The following is a 16,551-nucleotide window of genomic DNA, read 5'->3' on the forward strand; positions in this document are numbered from 1 at the left end:
GTATCACCCCGAGAACAAGCCAGTACGGTTCTCTCATTTTATCTTTCAATAGCACGGGTCAAGATACTTATTTCCATAGGGAATAGAAGTATTGGAGATATTAATGTTTGTCAAAAAAAGAATTAATAAACGACTAATAGAATGAAAAATGGCAAAAAGGAAAGGCCACCGATCGGTGGCCTTTCCATGTTTATAAAAACAGCTTAAACTTTGATAATGTTAGTATCCTGGGTTCTGAACCAAGTTAGGGTTAGAAATGATAGCTGTTGCAGGAATTGGGAACAAGTTTTTGGTTTCATCACCGGAAACCTCTTTGTATGACCAAGGAGCGGTAAATTGCCCAAAACGGATCAAATCGTTTCTTCTCCATTGCTCACCATACAATTCCCTTCCTCTCTCATCAATAATGTCCTGTTCTGTAACACTGCCGATTGGGCTAGCTCCCCTAAGGGTTCTAAGCTCGTTGATCAAGGCAGTGGCATCTCCACCACTTCTAAAGGTTGCTTCCGCCTTCATCAAATGGGCATCGGCATAACGGAATACGATTTTGTGGTTAGCGAAGGCGCCGTTGGCAGGGTTGTATTTGATTACCCTGATACCGGTTCTTTCATTGTTACCCAACAATCCTGGTAGTTCTTTGGTGAACACAAGAGGTGCACCGGTCCTGTCCTTGTAGGCATTACCATTGGCATCGTATTGTTGACCAATCAAGAACCCATTTCCAATACCGTAATTGGTACCGTCAGTAGGCACAAATCCTCTTCTTTCCTCTTGACCTGAACCAGGGACATTGATGTTTGGATCACCTTCGAACAAATCGTAGAATTCAGCGATAGTGGTGAATCCGTTCCATCCACCCGCTTGGTCGGGAACAATTTGATTGTAGTGCAAGGTATCCCAAATGTTGTTACCAACGCTTGAGGTAGTAAACCAGATGGTTTCGTTGTTTACGGAATCCTCAAACAATTCAAAATATCCCTCTTGCAAATCAAAACCTTCGGCTTTAATGTCATCAACAAGGCTGATTACTTGGGCCATGTCTGAAGCATCAGCTGTTCCGGTTCCGGTGAAAATGTGCTTGTTCAAGTAGAACTTGGCCAAAAGGAGCATGCCTGCTGCTTTTGAGGCACCGACCAAATCGGTACTTGGGCCAATCGAAGGAAGATCGGGAATGGCTTCGGTCAAATCCTTAACCGCAAAGTCAAATGCTTCTGCACGACTCATTACGGTTGGGTTCACATCTGGACCTTCATCTGGGGTCCTGAAAGGAACTTGTCCGAACATATCGATCAACCAAAACATACTGTAAGCCCTTATGAATTTAGCTTCGGCGGCTTGTTGTGCGGTCGGGTTACTTCTGCTATCGATAATGGTAGTAGCATTGTAAACATTCCTGTTTTGGTCGTTCCAAGTGTTTTTTACCCTTTGGTGGGTTGGACTCCAAGTGTGGGAGTGCAACGTCCTCCAAACCCCATTATCTCCCCAGTCGGTTCCACGGGTAGGTACCACGAACTCATCTGAACTTACCTCGGTAAGAGCATAAAGGTTTTCTTGGCTCTCTGTTTGGCTTCTTACGGCATTGTATAGGTCCGTAAGTGTACCACCAGCGTCCACTCCATTGAACTCACCACTCAAATCGGCGAATATGGAGTCGGTCTGTTCTATCTCCAAATTGGTACAACCGACCATTGCCAGCGCGATTGCCCAAATGTATATTTTGTTTAGTTTCAAAGCTTTCATAGAAATTATTTTTTAAAAAGTTGCGCTAATACCCAATGTAACGGTTCTTGCTCTTGGGAAAGCCGTGTAGTCGATTCCAAGAGATGGGATGTTGTTCAAAGACTTTGGTACGTTGACCTCTGGATCAAGACCTGAATAATCTGTGATAATGAACAAGTTTTGGCCGATCATTGACAAACGAAGACTCTTCAAAGCTCCTTGACCGCTCAAAGGTACATTGTAGCTTAAGGAAGCATTTTGCAACCTTAGGAAATCACCTTTTTCCAAGAATCGGGTCGAAACGTCAGCGGCATTGGCATTGGATTCACCGTTGGTAAGCACATCTTTTGTAATGTTTTTACCCACACCGATAATACCTGCAGTGAAGTAAGCATTTTGGGTGTTGTTATATACGTAGAAACCATATTGGCCTGAAAGGAACGCGTTGAAATCCCAGTTCTTGTATGAAACACTGGTATTGATGCCCAAGGTAACTTTAGGCAAAGCACTTTTACCCACAAACTCTTGAACATCACCGTTTGGATAAAGGGAAATACCGTTTGCATCAAATCCTCCAAATTCCCTTAGATAATATGAGAAAAGAGGATGTCCGCCGGCCAAAAGTTGTGCATAGGCACCTGTTAGACCGTTACCGTTGATTTCACCGGTTTGGATCAGACCATCAAAATCTTCTACCATATTATCATTATAAGCTCCATTGACACCTAAGTTCCAAGTCGCATCTTCGGTTTGGATGATATCGTAGTTCATAGAAACTTCCACACCTTTATTGATAACCTTTGCATCCAAGTTTCCAAAGTAGAAATCCTGTGGTGATGGCTGCGCTGCCTCTTGTTGAAGCAATAGGTCGTTGGTTACTTTATGATAAACGTCTACACTACCGGTAAACCTATCATTGGCAAAACCAAAGTCGATACCGATGTTGGCTTGGCTGGTCTCTTCCCATTTCAAATCATCATTCGTAAATGATTGGATAGAAAGCCCAGGAGGGTTGATGTTCTGGTTTTGATCGATTCCGATGCTGGCAAAACGCTGTCTCAAGGTGAAGTTACCATATCCAAGACCTTCTTGGTTACCTGTGATACCGTAACCCAAACGAAGTTTCAATGTTGAGAAGGCATCACCAATAAAATCCTCCTCGTTCAATTTCCAGGCAAAAGCACCTGAAGGGAAGTACCCATACTGGTTGTTGGGCCCAAAACGGGAAGAACCATCTACCCGAAGGGTACCCGTAAGAATGTACTTGTCGGCGATGGTATATTCGGCTCTACCGAAGAACGATTGTAGCTCGTCGGTGTTGTCATAATAGTCGCCAGCAACTGCACTGATCGGAACACCACCTGGGGATGTTACCGATTCGTTTTGAGAAACGGTTGGGAACAAACGATTGACGAAAGTTCCACTACTATTGTATCCAAATTGCTGGTAAGAACCGGTTAGCTGGCTTTCAATAGTGGAAGCGGCAGTGCCCAAGTCAGAAATCATTTGGTTCAGATCATTAGAGCCAAAACCAAGGGCGGTTATATTTTTCCCCTCTCTCTGGTAGCTCTGGAAGGAATAACCCACCAAGGCGGTCAAATGGGAATTTTCGAATTCCTTGTCATAAGTAAAGGTAATATCAAGGAGTTTGCCGGTAACATCTTTGGCACTAAGTGCTCCTTGTCCTTGACCTGGGGCATTCCCGATACCTGTTGATAATCCAGATTGTACCTGATATTTCTCTGAAGTTGACTTGTCGTATCCTACGGCTACCTTTCCTTTTAGTTCGGGAGTTATACTGTATTCCGCGGAAACATTCCCCAAGAATCTATCGGTATGGGTAACATCGTCATAGTAATTCAACAATTGTAAAGGGTTGATTTCACTACCCCCAGTGGTAAATCCAGTCCTAGCAGGCCAAGTTGGATTGGCAAAGTAGGCTGCGCCGATCAAATCCCCAGTGGATCCTGAGTTGTTACTAATGGCACCACCATCATCATTGACCCTTGATACAGTTAATGTTGCATCCAATTTCAATTTATCATCTAAGAAACGCTGTGAAGCGTTGATCCTACCGGTAAGTCGCTCTTGTGCATACCCTTCAACAACACCAAACTGTTTACCGTAACCGAAAGAGGCACGGACATTTCCACTTCCATAGTTTTTGGAGTAGGAAAGGTTTTGGTTTTGAGAAGCCGTACTTCTAAGAATAAGCTCTTGCCAGTCCGTATCGTAGCCATAATCCAATGCATTGGGGTCTCCACCATAATTTGGCAAAGCGCTCAAAAATTCGTCCCTGTTAAGAAGATCAAATCTTTTGGCTGGAGTTGAGTAGCTCAAGTTTGAAGTGAACTCAAACTGTCCTTTGCCAGACTTACCGCTTTTTGTGGTGATGATAACAACACCATTTGCACCCCGGGAACCGTAGATGGCAGTTGCGGAGGCATCCTTAAGGATACTGATGCTTTCGATATCGTTGGGGTTAAGGAAGTTCAATGGGTTTTTAGCTGAACTTGTACCTGTACCAACATCCGCACCACCAGCTGAAGTATCCTCACCGGAAAGTGGCATGCCATCCACTACAAAGAGTGGGTTGTTGTTGGAACGAACGGAGCTTGTACCCCTAATCCTTACGTTAATGCCTGCTCCAGGCTCCCCACTGCTCTGTGTAATTTGAACACCCGCAGTCTTACCTTGGATCAATTGCTCCGGAGAAGCAATCACCCCTTGGTTGAAGTCGTCTGCCGTAACCACGGCAACAGCACCAGTTGCATCCTTAACCGTGGTCTGACCATAACCAATGATCACAACCTCGTCAAGGGCCTGTGCATCTTCCTCTAAGGTTACATTAATAGTAGATTGGCCATTGACCGCTATTTCCACGGTCTTAAAGCCAATGTAACTAAACACTAAAGTAGCCGTACCATCGATGCCATTTAGGGTGTAATTACCGTCAAAATCGGTCTGCGTACCATTGGTAGTACCTTTCACCAATACGCTTGCCCCTGGCAAAGGTCCGTTTGCGTCAGAAACGGTACCTGATACTGTCTGAGCCTTTATCATGCCAAAGCATAAGAATGCCCCAAGCAACAAAAAGCTTTTTAGTAGCGTAATCTTCATAAATAATTAATTTTAAGTTTAGTTAATTTTAATTCAAGTGTTAAACATATATAAAAATAATGTTAATCAAAATTTAAGCATATCGCAATGTATCACGAAAACGGTTTCGTGTTAATAACTTTAGATGTATGAGGGGTTGATAAAACTTATTGAGCACATTTGTTTAAATCACAAAATAACTTAAGATATTTGATGAAATCCATAACACGACCACTAATATAGTGTTTTTATTTTTTGATTGTGTTAACGTTTCAGGGATTGTTCCCTTGCCGTTATCCTGTGTTTTTGTTAAAAAAGGGATTTTGCTCGTTTCTTTTTTTCAATATTGAGTAATTTCCCGCGCTGATGCCAAACGGACTAAATTTTTATCACTTTGAAAGCAAAGATTACCTTAAAAGACATAGCCAGAGAACTTGAGGTATCCATATCCACCGTTTCCAAGGCACTCAAGAACAGCGAGGAAATCAGTAGGGATACCAAAGAAAAGGTACAGGCTTTTGCCAAGCTATACAACTACAAGCCCAATAATATTGCCATTAGCCTTAAAAATAAAAGGACCAAGAATATTGGGGTGGTCATCCCCGATATTGTACATCACTTTTTTACCACGGTGATCCGCGGGATAGAAAAGTATGCCAATGCTAGGGGGTACAATGTTATTGTCTGCCTCTCAGAGGAGTCTTTTGACAAAGAGGTCATCAATATGGAAATGCTGGCCAATGGAAGTATAGATGGATTCATTATGTCACTCTCTTCGGAAACGCAAGAAAAGGGAGACTATAATCACCTGAAGGAAGTCACGGAACAGGGTATCCCTGTAGTGCTTTTCGATAGGATTACCAATGAGATAGATTGCGACAAGGTCATCATTGATGATGAACTGGGCGCCTATATGGCCACGAAGAAATTCATCGAACAAGGGAAAAAGAACATTGCCCTGATTACTACCGATGATTATTTGAGCGTAAGCAAGGCCAGGACCATGGGTTACATTAGGGCCCTTGAAGAAAGTGACCTTGGAGTGGATGAAAGGAAAGTGCTCAAACTACCTTCCATGGAAATGGACGAAAAGAGCATTAAAAAATTCATGGACAGCCAAGAGTTGGATGCGGTTCTATGTGTGAATGAGATATTTGCGGTATACAGCATGAGACTGGCCCAACAAAAGGGCCTCAAGATTCCTGAGGACATTTCATTTATAGGATTTACGGACGGCCTTCTTTCCAAATATGCCAATCCAAGTCTTACCGTGGTATCCCAGCATGGGGAAAAAATGGGGGAGGTCTCGGCCAAGATGCTCATCGATAAAGTGGAAAGCGAGGAAGAGGAAGAAACCTACCAAACCAAAATTTTAGAGCCCACCCTTGTTATTAGGGATTCCATATTTCATTAAGTTTGCGACATCCTAAACCGTAGGATGTGTACATTAGCTCATCAAGATTATAATTATCAATGAATCAGGATTATATAAAAGCCGATTCTTGGTCCATTATTGAAGAAGGTTTTGATCGTGAAAGGGTCAAATCCTCAGAAAGCCTATTCAGCATAGGAAATGGGGCCATGGGACAACGTGCCAATTTTGAAGAACAGTATTCCGGGGAAACTTTCCAAGGCAGCTATATAGCAGGGGTTTATTATCCGGATAAGACCCGTGTTGGATGGTGGAAAAATGGCTATCCCGAATATTTTGCCAAAGTACTCAATGCACCCAATTGGATAGGGATCAACGTGGTCATCAACAATGAGCCCTTGGATTTGAACACTTGTAAAAAAGTCGAAAACTTCCAGCGGGAACTCAATATGAAGGAAGGGTGGTACAAAAGAAGCTTTGTGGCCACCATGCCCAGTGGGCTGGAAGTTGCTGTGGATGTGGTCCGCTTTTTGAGCCTTGATTTGGACGAAACCGGTGCCATTCAATACAACCTTCAAGTGTTGGACGGAGATGCTGAAGTGATCATGGAGCCCTATGTAGATGGAGGTATCAAAAACATGGACAGTAACTGGGACGATAAATTTTGGAACATAACCAAGATTGTTTCTGAAAGCAATAGGGCCTTTGTAGAGTCCCACACCATGAAAACCAATTTTGCCGTTTGCACCTTTATGCAGGCCGAAGTTTTTGTGGATGGAGAGAAAATAGAAGCCCCCCCAGAAGTTAATAAGACCGAAACACTGGTAGGACATACCTATTCTGTTAAAGCTGCGAAAAACGAAACCATCACCCTGATAAAATTTGGGGGGTATGTAGTAGATAGGAACCACCCCAAGGATAGATTATCGGAAACAGCCAACAAGATATTGGACAAGGCCTCCGATTTGGGTTTCGAGGCCTTATTTCAAAAACAAAAAGAAGACTGGGGTCACATCTGGGAGATGAGTGACATCACCATCGAGGGGGATGTAAAGGCCCAGCAGGGTATCCGTTTCAACATCTTTCAGCTGAACCAAACTTACTTGGGCAAGGATTCCCGATTGAACATAGGACCCAAAGGGTTTACCGGGGAAAAATACGGAGGAAGTACCTATTGGGATACCGAGGCTTATTGCCTTCCGTTCTACATGGCGACCAAAAACCAAAAGGTGGCTTGGAACCTGCTTCAATACCGGTACAACCATTTACCCAAGGCTATAGAGAATGCCGAAAAATTGGGCTTCACCAATGGGGCTGCTTTATACCCGATGGTGACCATGAACGGGGAGGAGTGCCACAATGAATGGGAGATTACTTTTGAAGAGATTCACAGGAATGGGGCCATTGCCTTTGCCATTTACAATTACTATCGATTTACAGGGGATTATAGTTATATCCCTAAAATGGGATTGGAAGTGCTGATCGGAATCGCAAGGTTCTGGCACCAACGTGTCAATTTTTCTCAGGATAAGCAGCAATATGTCATGTTGGGGGTTACCGGACCCAACGAGTACGAGAACAATGTCAACAATAACTGGTATACCAATTACCTCGCCAAATGGTGTATTGAGTATGCCATTGAGCAGATCGGCAAAGTGGCCGAAGAGTATGCCGATGACTACGAACGGATCATGACCAAGACAAAATTGACCGAGGCCGAGATCAAGGATTGGGCCAAGGTTGCGGACAACATGTACTTCCCATATTCCGAAAAACACCAAGTGTTCTTGCAGCAGGATGGCTTTTTGGACAAGGATATGATCAAAGTTCAAGATTTGGACAGCTCGCAACGACCCATCAACCAAAAATGGAGTTGGGATCGGATTCTGCGTTCACCATATATAAAACAGGCCGATGTGCTTCAAGGATTTTATTTTTTTGAAGACCACTTCAGCAAGGAGGACCTGGAACGCCATTTCGATTTTTACGAACCCTTTACGGTACATGAATCCTCATTGTCGCCCTGTGTACATAGCATTCAAGCGGCCAAATTGGGTAGGATGGAACAAGCGTACACTTTCTATTTGAGGACCTCGAGGTTGGATCTTGACGATTACAACAAGGAAGTGGAGGAAGGACTACACATTACCTCCATGGCAGGAACTTGGATGAGCATTGTGGAAGGTTTTGGTGGCATGCGGGTATTGGACGATACCTTAAGCTTTGAACCACAGATACCGGAACAATGGAGCTCCTTCTCCTTCAAGGTCAATTTTAGGGAGCAGATCGTTACCCTGACGGCTTCCAAGGAAGGGACCTTTTTCGAACTTACCGGGAATGAAGCCCTGACCATTAAGGTCCATGGTAAATCCGTTGAATTGCTTCCGGGCAAAAAGATCGTGGCATGAAAATCAATCGCTTCATCACTTTTCTGGTAGTGCTAGGGGTGTTATCTTCATGTAAAGATGAAACCGACCAGAAACAAGTTGAGCTGCCAATGAAAAAGAAAGCCGTAGTCTACCAAGTGTTCACCCGTTTGTTCGGAAACACCAATACCACCAATACACCTTGGGGTACTATCGAAGAAAATGGGGTGGGCAAGTTCGCCGATTTTGATGAGAAAGCCCTGAATGAAATCAAGGACCTCGGCATCACCCATATTTGGTATACCGGGGTGCCACACCATGCCCTGATCCATGATTATACGGCTTACGGAATCTCCAATGATGATCCGGATGTAGTGAAGGGTCGTGCGGGATCACCCTACGCGGTAAAGGACTACTACAATGTCAACCCGGATTTGGCCACAGATCCCGCAAAACGTTTGGAAGAATTCAAACAACTGATTGAACGGACACACAAAGTGGGGATGAAAGTAATCATCGATATTGTGCCCAACCATGTGGCTCGCAATTATGAAGGGAAGACCAACCCCGAAGGAGTGGAAGATTTTGGGGCAACAGATGACACCTCCAAAGAGTATGATGCTAATAACAACTTTTACTATATCCCGGGTCAAGCCTTCAAGGTGCCCGAATGGAAAGAAGGTTATTTGCCTTTGGGAGGGGAGAAAAATGCATTGGCCGACTCCAAATTTGAGGAAAATCCGGCCAAATGGACAGGCAATGGCTCCCGATTGGCCCAACCCGATTTTTACGACTGGTACGAAACGGTAAAGATCAATTATGGGGTAAAACCGGATGGGACAGAGGATTTTGTGGAATTGCCCTATGATTTTGCTGGTAAGGACTATCAGGCCCATTTTGACTTTTGGAAAGATAAGACCCTTCCCGATTCATGGCACAAGTTCAAGGACATTGCCTTGTATTGGTTGGATTTTGGCGTGGATGGTTTTCGTTTCGATATGGCCGAAATGGTCCCCGTGGAGTTTTGGAGCTATCTCAATTCCAATATCAAAATGAAGAACCCCGATGCTTTTTTGCTGGCCGAGGTATATAATCCCAGTTTGTACAGGGATTACATTTTTAAGGGCAAGATGGATTATCTGTACGACAAGGTGGAGCTTTATGACAGCATCAAGCACATCATGAAAGGCTACGGATGGACAGACCATATTCCCGTGGTACAAAAGGGAATGGCCGATATTGAGCATCACATGCTCCACTTTTTGGAAAACCATGATGAGCAACGTATTGCAAGTCCAGAATTTGTGGGCCGTGCGGAGATTGCCAAACCGGCCATGGTGGTTTCGGCCACGATCAGTACATCACCTACCATGATTTATTTTGGACAGGAAGTTGGGGAGCCCGGTGCCGAAGATGCAGGTTTTGGCAAACCTTCCCGGACCTCCATTTTCGATTATATCGGTGTACCACATCATCAGCGATGGATGAACAATAAAAAATTCGATGGAGGCCAACTTTCAGATGAAGAGAAAGGCCTACGGGATTTTTACAAGCGCCTGTTGAATTTCACGATTCAAAGTGATGCTTTGATGGGGGAATACCAGGAAATCCATTTTTATAACAAAGAACATACGGAGCATTATGATCATCGGGTACTTTCTTATGTACGGTGGTCCGATAATGAAAAACTCATCATTATTTCCAATTTTGATACGGAAAAAAGCTATGCGCTTGACCTGAAGATACCCGAAGAGGTGATATCAAAATGGCAGTTGAAAGACGGCGATTATGGGTTACAGGAAAAACTGTATGGTACGTTCAACACAAAACTCTCTATTGTTAATGGTCAAGGTACCATGGCCATTGAATTGGAGCCGCTTCAATCCTATATTTTTAGCATAGGGGAATAAAAAAGCGGATTGCCAAGGCAACCCGCATGATTTGTGATCGGTCATTTTTTTATTCCTTGGCGGCAGTTTTTTGGTACATAAATGCAATTACGGCACCTAAGATTCCGTAGAATATAATATCAAGAACAGCCTCGGCCATATAGCCGTTCAAATCCATAAATTCTGTAGTTGCATAGTTTAGCAGTCCCATGCCTATCCCTACAAAAACACCGATCCATGCGCCAAATTGGAATCCCTGGCCCAAGGAATGATGGCCCCGGGCCCATTTTCCATAAAGGGTACTTAATGCAAAAACGGCAATAAGGTTAGCCAGGGCAATAAGTCCTAGATCCGGAACTTCTTTCATGACATTGATGGTAGAATGTTCCTCAAAAAAATCTGCAGTGGCAATACCCCAAATTAGGTATCCCAAAAAAAACATGACAATGGTGCCCACCAAAGTGGCCAGTAAATTGGATTTTGAAAACATAGGAATTGCTTTAATTGGTTATTGATATGATAAATGTATCAAATTGTAATTAACAAATAATTAAAATATTGTATAAAAAAATACATAATTCATATTATGAATTAAATTTTTTGCGGTATTCTAAATTCAAAAGCAACTTTCATTTAGCTTTCAAGTTGTATTTTTAAAATCCAAAACAAACCAAAGATGAAGAAAAACTTGATGGTGGCATTGGTGGCCATTTTTATTTTCAATAGTTGTAAAATGATTGATTCAAAACCACTGGTCATAGGGCATCGGGGAGCCATGGGCCATGAAACGGAAAATACACTGGCATCCATTCAAAAGGCAATGGAACTTGGGGTAGATATGATAGAAATCGATGTCTTCAAAATTAAGAGCGGAGAAATTGTAGTGTTCCATGATGATGATGTATCAAGGTTGAGTAATAGTGCAGGTAAGATCGAAGAATATAATATTATGGAAGTAAGGCAGCTTGTTTTGGATGGCAACCATAAGATTCCGGAACTTCAGAATGTTTTGGATCTTATTGATAATAAAGTCGCTTTGAACATTGAGTTGAAGGGTTCCAAAACGGCTGATAGGGTAAACCATATTGTGGGCTATTACATCAAGAGTAAAGGATGGTCCCCTGAAAACATTGTTGTTTCCAGTTTCAAATGGGACGAACTCCGTACCCTTCGTCAATTGAACGATAGCATCCAAATAGCCATTCTTACGGACGAAGACCCAATAAAGGCTATGGATATAGCCAAGGAATTGAAAGCTGTTGCCATAAACCCCAATTATAAGACCTTGACCAAGGAGAATACTGCCAAAATCCATGATGAAGGCTTTAAAGTATACACTTGGACGGTAAACGAACCCGATGACATCCAAAAAATGGAGGATTTCGGGGTGGACGGTATCATCACCAACTATCCGGAACGAGTGAAATAATGTTCGATGTCATTATCGTAGGGGGTGGTGCGGCCGGATTCTATGCGGCCATTCATATTGCTGAACAAGCACCTCACCTAAAAATTGCCATTTTTGAACGGGGAAAAAGCGTGCTCGCCAAGGTAAAAGTATCAGGTGGTGGACGTTGTAATGTCACCCACGGTGAATTTTCACCTAAAGAACTGGCCACTAATTACCCACGTGGGGGAAAAGAACTTCTGGGACCTTTCCATAAATATGCCCCCATGGATGTGATGGCCTTTTTTGAAGAACGTGGTGTCCCTCTCAAGATTGAAGACGATGGTAGGGTATTCCCGACCAGCGATTCGTCCCAGACCATTATCGATTGTTTTCTTAGGGAATCAAATAAATTGGGGATACAGGTGCTGAAGAATAGCTCGGTAAAGGCTTTCAAGAAAGTGGAAAAAGGATGGCAGGTGACCACCATGAACAAACATTACTTTGCCAAAAAGTTGTTGTTGACCACAGGGAGCAATCCTAAAATTTGGGAACAATTGGAGGCTGTCGGTCACCATATTGTACCACCGATTCCTTCCTTGTTCACTTTCAATATCAATGATGAAAGATTGAATGGTATCCAAGGGGTGAGTGTCCATGCGACTTTGGAAGTAATGCCAAAAAAAATGTTTTCCACATCCCGGGAAGAACTCGGTCTAAAAAGTCTGTCCAAGGAAGAGCCAGTGTTATTGTCCGAAGGTCCTGTCCTGGTCACCCATTGGGGATTGAGCGGCCCAGCAATACTAAAGTTGAGCGCTTGGGGCGCCAATATCCTTTACGATTACCATTATTCCTTTAGGATAAAAGTCAATTGGACCCCGGAATACACCACGGAATCCATGGAATCCTATTTAAGAAAAGTGAAGGAATTGGAGGCAAAAAAAACAGTCTTGCGTACCCATGCGGTCGAAATCCCAAAACGGTTGTGGGCCAAGTTGGTACAAGCAGCCAACATTGAGCAGGATGAAAGATGGGCAGATTTGACCAAGGAAAAACTTCAAAATTTGGCGGAACAACTTACCGCCAGCATCTTTAAGGTAGATGGCAAGAGCACCTTTAAAGAAGAATTTGTGACTGCCGGAGGCGTGGACCTCAAAGAAATCAACTTTAAGACCTTTGAGAGCAAGATACACCCCACGCTTTATTTTGCGGGTGAAATCATCAACGTGGATGCCATTACGGGTGGTTTCAACTTTCAAAATGCCTGGACAGGGGCCTATTTGGCGGCCCAAGCCATTGCGGCATCTGACTAGTCTATTGTAACACCATAGCCATTATGGCTGCCAATGCAGCCCCTAAAATGGGTCCCACAACCGGTATCCAAGAATAACTCCAACCATTACTTCCTTTGTTTTTTATAGGAACCAGGGCATGAACAATCCGTGGTCCCATATCCCTGGCCGGATTAATGGCATAGCCCGTGGTGCCTCCCAATGAAAGACCTATTCCCCAAACGATTAAGGCGACCGGCAAGGCACCCAAAGACCCCAGTCCTATGATGGTATTGTCTGAAGAAATAACTGCATCGGTAAAATAAAGTACGGCAAATACCAGGACAAAGGTGCCAAGAATCTCTGTCAGTAGGTTCAAGAAGGTGTTGGGAATGGCAGGGGCATTGCAGAACACTGCCCTTTTGGTGTCCCCGTCCTCTGTAGCATCAAAATGATCTTTGTTGATGAGCCAAACTGCGAAGGCTCCCAGCATAGCCCCTATAAATTGGGCCAAAATATAACTTGGAACGGAATCCATGGGAAATTCCCCTGCCACGGCCAACCCGATAGTGACCGCAGGGTTCAGGTGGGCGCCACTATGTGGGCCGGCGACCACAACGCCCGTGTAGACTGCAAAGGCCCATCCCGTGGTGATCACGATCCATCCGGAACCATTGCCGTATGTTTTTTGTAGGGAAACATTGGCGTTTACGCCACATCCTAAAAGCATGAGCAAAAAGGTGCCCACAATCTCTGCAACAAATGGAGTCATATGTTTGTTTGTTTTTTTAAGGGTTGATGATTCAAGGATTTTCGGTCCAATGTTCCAATGCTTTTATGGCACGGTACCAGCCTTGGATTCCTTTATCAATGGATTCCCTGTTTGTTGATGGGTTGAAATGTGCATCGGTTTGCCAGATATCCTGAATCTCTTCGGGACTTTGCCAATAACCTACAGCCAAACCTGCCAAATACGCGGCACCCATCACTGTGGTTTCCACAATCCTTGGTCGTACCGTAACCGTATTCAATACATCCGCCTGAAATTGCATGAGCATATCATTGACCGTAGCACCTCCATCCACACGTAATTCTTTTATCGAAATTCCGGAATCGGCCTCCATGGCCTTCAAAATATCCATGGTTTGGTAGGCGATGGATTCCAAGGCGGCACGGGCAATGTGGGCATCGGTGCTGCCACGGGTAAGGCCAAAAAGGGTTCCTTGGGCGTGTTGGTTCCAGTGGGGGGCACCAAGGCCTGCAAAAGCGGGCACAAAGTACACACCTTCGGAACTATCCACCGAACTGGCCAATTTTTCTACGTCGGAAGAGTTTTTGATGATTTTTAAACTATCGCGGAGCCATTGCACCACGGCCCCGGCAATAAAAATGCTTCCCTCCAGTGCATAATGGGTCTTCCCGTTGATTTTCCATGCCACAGTGGTCAGGAGATTGTTCTCCGACACAATGGGTTGTTCCCCAATGTTCATCAGCATAAAGCAACCCGTGCCGTAGGTATTCTTTACCATGCCTTTTTTGGTACACATTTGTCCGAAAAGGGCTGCCTGTTGGTCCCCTGCAATCCCGGCAATGGGAATTTTGGACGCAAAGAAATTGGGGCAGGTATGGCCATAGACCTCGCTGGATTGCTTTACTTCTGGGAGCATGCTTTTCGGAACGGTCAGCAGTTCCAAAAGCTCATCATCCCAATCCATGGAATTGATGTTGAACAATAAAGTACGGGACGCATTGGTCACATCGGTAATGTGAAGCTTGCCTTCAGTCATTTTCCAAATGAGCCAGGTGTCAATAGTTCCCATGGCCAGTTCTCCGGCTTCGGCTTTTTCCCTGGCGCCCTCCACATTATCCAAAATCCATTTGACCTTGGTTCCTGAAAAATAAGAATCGATGACCAGACCAGTTTTTTCCCGGATCATATCCGATTTTCCCTGTCGTTTCAAATCATCACAATAGGCAGCAGTGCGTTTGTCTTGCCAAACGATGGCATTGTAAATGGGCTCACTGGTCTTTCTGTCCCAAACCACAACGGTTTCGCGTTGGTTGGTAATACCGATGGCGGCCATTTGTTCGGCCTTCAACCCCTTTTTGCTGACCGCTTCAGCGGCCATTCCGGCTTGTGTGGCCCAAATTTCATCGGGATCATGTTCAACCCATCCGGGTTTTGGGAATATTTGGGTGAATTCTTTTTGTGCTACGGATATGATGGTTCCCTTTTGGTCGAAGACCACGGCCCGGGAACTGGTGGTGCCTTGGTCCAAAGCAAGGATATATTTGCTCATTTTATTAATTTAAGTGCGCTTGAATTTACTAAAATTACTTCGAGAAACTAATCCAAAGGAACATGAAAACCTATATCGCATTGCTCAGGGGCATTAATTTGGGAAGTCACCATAAGATTAAAATGACCGACCTCCGGGAATCTTTGGAGCACATCGGGCTCCAAAATGTGCAGACCTATATCCAAAGTGGCAATGTTATTTTTGAAACCGATATTAACGGAAAAGAGAAACTCCAGGATATTGTTCATGCCTCTATTTTAAAGGATTTTGGTTTTGAGGTGCCCATTTTGGTATTACTGGGCAATGAGATTGAAAAAATATTGGAGGGCAATCCATTTGCCAAAGAAGAGGAGAACAAGTTGTATTATGTGCTGTTGAAATATCCGCCGGAAGAAGCTCTGGTGGACCAATTCAACGAACAGCAGTTTGAAAACGAGGATTTTCACATTACAAACGAATGTGTCTATCTGCTCTGCAAAAAAGGATATGGGAATGCAAAACTCAACAACAACCTTATCGAACGGAAATTAAAGGTCGAGGCTACCACGCGGAACCTAAAGACCATGCAAAAACTTCTGGAAATGACCGCTAAGGATTGAGTTCCCAAATTTTGTAGTTGAGCGCGGATGCAAAGGCGACCCAAAGCAAATAGGGAACCAAGAGCAATGCTGCGGGTTTGCTGATTACCCTAAACCATCTGATGGTGAGCATGATCAAGGTCAACAAGATCAAAATGACCACCAATCCCAACAAGGGATTTTTAAGGCCAAAAAAGACGATGCTCCATAAGGCATTGAACAACAACTGGAACACAAAATGATAGAGTGCCGTTTTTACCCAAATATGATGGTACCCTTTGGACCAGACAATGCCCGCCGAAACACCCATCAAAATATAAAGCGCGGTCCAAACTGGGGCAAAAATTTCATTGGGTGGGGTAAAACTGGGTTTGTTCAGGGTAACATACCAATCAGTTACCGAACTTTGCGTAGCAATACTCGATAGAAAACCGATCAAAAGACAAACGGCGACGCTGATGGCTATGTAAACGATTCTTTTTTTCATGGTTGGTGCAAGTGCATCTAAAATAAGAATTTATTTGAATCCGATTTCCTGTAAGGGCACGGCACCTTATATTTGTCCAAACA

At 43.9% G+C, this 16,551-nt stretch carries 12 protein-coding genes; 6 read left to right on the plus strand and 6 right to left on the minus strand.

What is annotated here, in order from left to right:
- Positions 1–219: 219 nt before the first annotated feature.
- A complete protein-coding gene (locus D2V05_RS11700; RefSeq protein WP_119647837.1) occupies positions 220–1,740 on the minus strand; it encodes a RagB/SusD family nutrient uptake outer membrane protein in 1,521 nt (506 codons plus the stop codon).
- A gap of 12 nt (positions 1,741–1,752) precedes the next feature.
- Positions 1,753–4,839 (minus strand): SusC/RagA family TonB-linked outer membrane protein, encoded by a 3,087-nt coding sequence (locus D2V05_RS11705; RefSeq protein WP_119647838.1) that lies wholly within the window; start codon positions 4,837–4,839, stop codon positions 1,753–1,755.
- 373 nt (positions 4,840–5,212) lie between these two features.
- Between D2V05_RS11705 and D2V05_RS11710 the strand changes: the two genes are divergently transcribed.
- The 3 genes from D2V05_RS11710 to D2V05_RS11720 are packed head-to-tail and all read left to right on the plus strand — an operon-like array spanning position 5,213 to position 10,466.
- Positions 5,213–6,232: a LacI family DNA-binding transcriptional regulator gene (locus D2V05_RS11710; protein ID WP_119647839.1), complete on the plus strand. Its 1,020-nt coding sequence runs from the start codon at positions 5,213–5,215 to the stop codon at positions 6,230–6,232.
- 59 nt (positions 6,233–6,291) lie between these two features.
- Positions 6,292–8,598, plus strand: coding sequence for a glycoside hydrolase family 65 protein (locus D2V05_RS11715; RefSeq protein WP_119647840.1), 2,307 nt, complete (start codon positions 6,292–6,294; stop codon positions 8,596–8,598).
- Complete coding sequence (locus D2V05_RS11720) at positions 8,595–10,466, plus strand: alpha-amylase family glycosyl hydrolase (protein ID WP_119647841.1); 1,872 nt, start codon at positions 8,595–8,597, stop codon at positions 10,464–10,466. The genes D2V05_RS11715 and D2V05_RS11720 overlap by 4 nt, the downstream gene beginning before the upstream one ends.
- A gap of 49 nt (positions 10,467–10,515) precedes the next feature.
- On the opposite strand, the gene D2V05_RS11725 is transcribed toward D2V05_RS11720, so the two are convergent.
- Positions 10,516–10,935 carry a hypothetical protein gene (locus D2V05_RS11725; protein ID WP_119647842.1) on the minus strand — a complete coding sequence of 140 codons (420 nt, stop codon included), beginning with the start codon at positions 10,933–10,935 and terminating at the stop codon, positions 10,516–10,518.
- 186 nt (positions 10,936–11,121) lie between these two features.
- On the opposite strand from D2V05_RS11725, the gene D2V05_RS11730 reads away from it, so the two are divergent.
- Both D2V05_RS11730 and D2V05_RS11735 read left to right on the plus strand, forming a co-directional pair.
- Positions 11,122–11,874 carry a glycerophosphodiester phosphodiesterase gene (locus D2V05_RS11730; protein WP_235855446.1) on the plus strand — a complete coding sequence of 251 codons (753 nt, stop codon included), beginning with the start codon at positions 11,122–11,124 and terminating at the stop codon, positions 11,872–11,874.
- Positions 11,874–13,145 (plus strand): BaiN/RdsA family NAD(P)/FAD-dependent oxidoreductase, encoded by a 1,272-nt coding sequence (locus D2V05_RS11735; protein ID WP_119647843.1) that lies wholly within the window; start codon positions 11,874–11,876, stop codon positions 13,143–13,145. Before D2V05_RS11730 ends, D2V05_RS11735 begins: the two co-directional genes overlap by 1 nt.
- 1 nt (position 13,146) lies before the next feature.
- Here the strand turns inward: D2V05_RS11735 and D2V05_RS11740 are convergent, their stop codons facing one another.
- Together D2V05_RS11740 and glpK are read right to left on the minus strand one after the other, a co-directional pair.
- Positions 13,147–13,875: an MIP/aquaporin family protein gene (locus D2V05_RS11740; protein ID WP_119647844.1), complete on the minus strand. Its 729-nt coding sequence runs from the start codon at positions 13,873–13,875 to the stop codon at positions 13,147–13,149.
- Positions 13,876–13,906: 31 nt separating this feature from the next.
- Positions 13,907–15,403 (minus strand): glycerol kinase GlpK, encoded by a 1,497-nt coding sequence (gene glpK, locus D2V05_RS11745; RefSeq protein WP_119647845.1) that lies wholly within the window; start codon positions 15,401–15,403, stop codon positions 13,907–13,909.
- A gap of 62 nt (positions 15,404–15,465) precedes the next feature.
- Here glpK and D2V05_RS11750 point away from each other — a divergent pair, with 62 nt between their 5' ends.
- Positions 15,466–16,002: a DUF1697 domain-containing protein gene (locus D2V05_RS11750; protein WP_119647846.1), complete on the plus strand. Its 537-nt coding sequence runs from the start codon at positions 15,466–15,468 to the stop codon at positions 16,000–16,002.
- On the opposite strand, the gene D2V05_RS11755 is transcribed toward D2V05_RS11750, so the two are convergent.
- Complete coding sequence (locus D2V05_RS11755; RefSeq protein ID WP_119647847.1) at positions 15,992–16,468, minus strand: TspO/MBR family protein; 477 nt, start codon at positions 16,466–16,468, stop codon at positions 15,992–15,994. The two genes, D2V05_RS11750 and D2V05_RS11755, sit on opposite strands and share 11 nt — an antisense overlap.
- Positions 16,469–16,551 lie beyond the last annotated feature (83 nt).

It is taken from the genome of Flagellimonas pelagia, from assembly GCF_003584135.1.
Classification (GTDB): domain Bacteria; phylum Bacteroidota; class Bacteroidia; order Flavobacteriales; family Flavobacteriaceae; genus Flagellimonas; species Flagellimonas pelagia.

Bases quoted from the DNA above. Each gene is read 5' to 3' on its own strand.
- D2V05_RS11700 (WP_119647837.1), bottom strand. From the start codon at position 1,740: ATGAAAGCTTTGAAACTAAACAAAATATACATTTGGGCAATCGCGCTG.
- D2V05_RS11705 (WP_119647838.1), bottom strand. From the start codon at position 4,839: ATGAAGATTACGCTACTAAAAAGCTTTTTGTTGCTTGGGGCATTCTTA.
- D2V05_RS11715 (WP_119647840.1), top strand. From the start codon at position 6,292: ATGAATCAGGATTATATAAAAGCCGATTCTTGGTCCATTATTGAAGAA.
- D2V05_RS11720 (WP_119647841.1), top strand. From the start codon at position 8,595: ATGAAAATCAATCGCTTCATCACTTTTCTGGTAGTGCTAGGGGTGTTA.
- D2V05_RS11725 (WP_119647842.1), bottom strand. From the start codon at position 10,935: ATGTTTTCAAAATCCAATTTACTGGCCACTTTGGTGGGCACCATTGTC.
- D2V05_RS11730 (WP_235855446.1), top strand. From the start codon at position 11,122: ATGAAGAAAAACTTGATGGTGGCATTGGTGGCCATTTTTATTTTCAAT.
- D2V05_RS11735 (WP_119647843.1), top strand. From the start codon at position 11,874: ATGTTCGATGTCATTATCGTAGGGGGTGGTGCGGCCGGATTCTATGCG.
- D2V05_RS11740 (WP_119647844.1), bottom strand. From the start codon at position 13,875: ATGACTCCATTTGTTGCAGAGATTGTGGGCACCTTTTTGCTCATGCTT.
- glpK (WP_119647845.1), bottom strand. From the start codon at position 15,403: ATGAGCAAATATATCCTTGCTTTGGACCAAGGCACCACCAGTTCCCGG.
- D2V05_RS11750 (WP_119647846.1), top strand. From the start codon at position 15,466: ATGAAAACCTATATCGCATTGCTCAGGGGCATTAATTTGGGAAGTCAC.
- D2V05_RS11755 (WP_119647847.1), bottom strand. From the start codon at position 16,468: ATGAAAAAAAGAATCGTTTACATAGCCATCAGCGTCGCCGTTTGTCTT.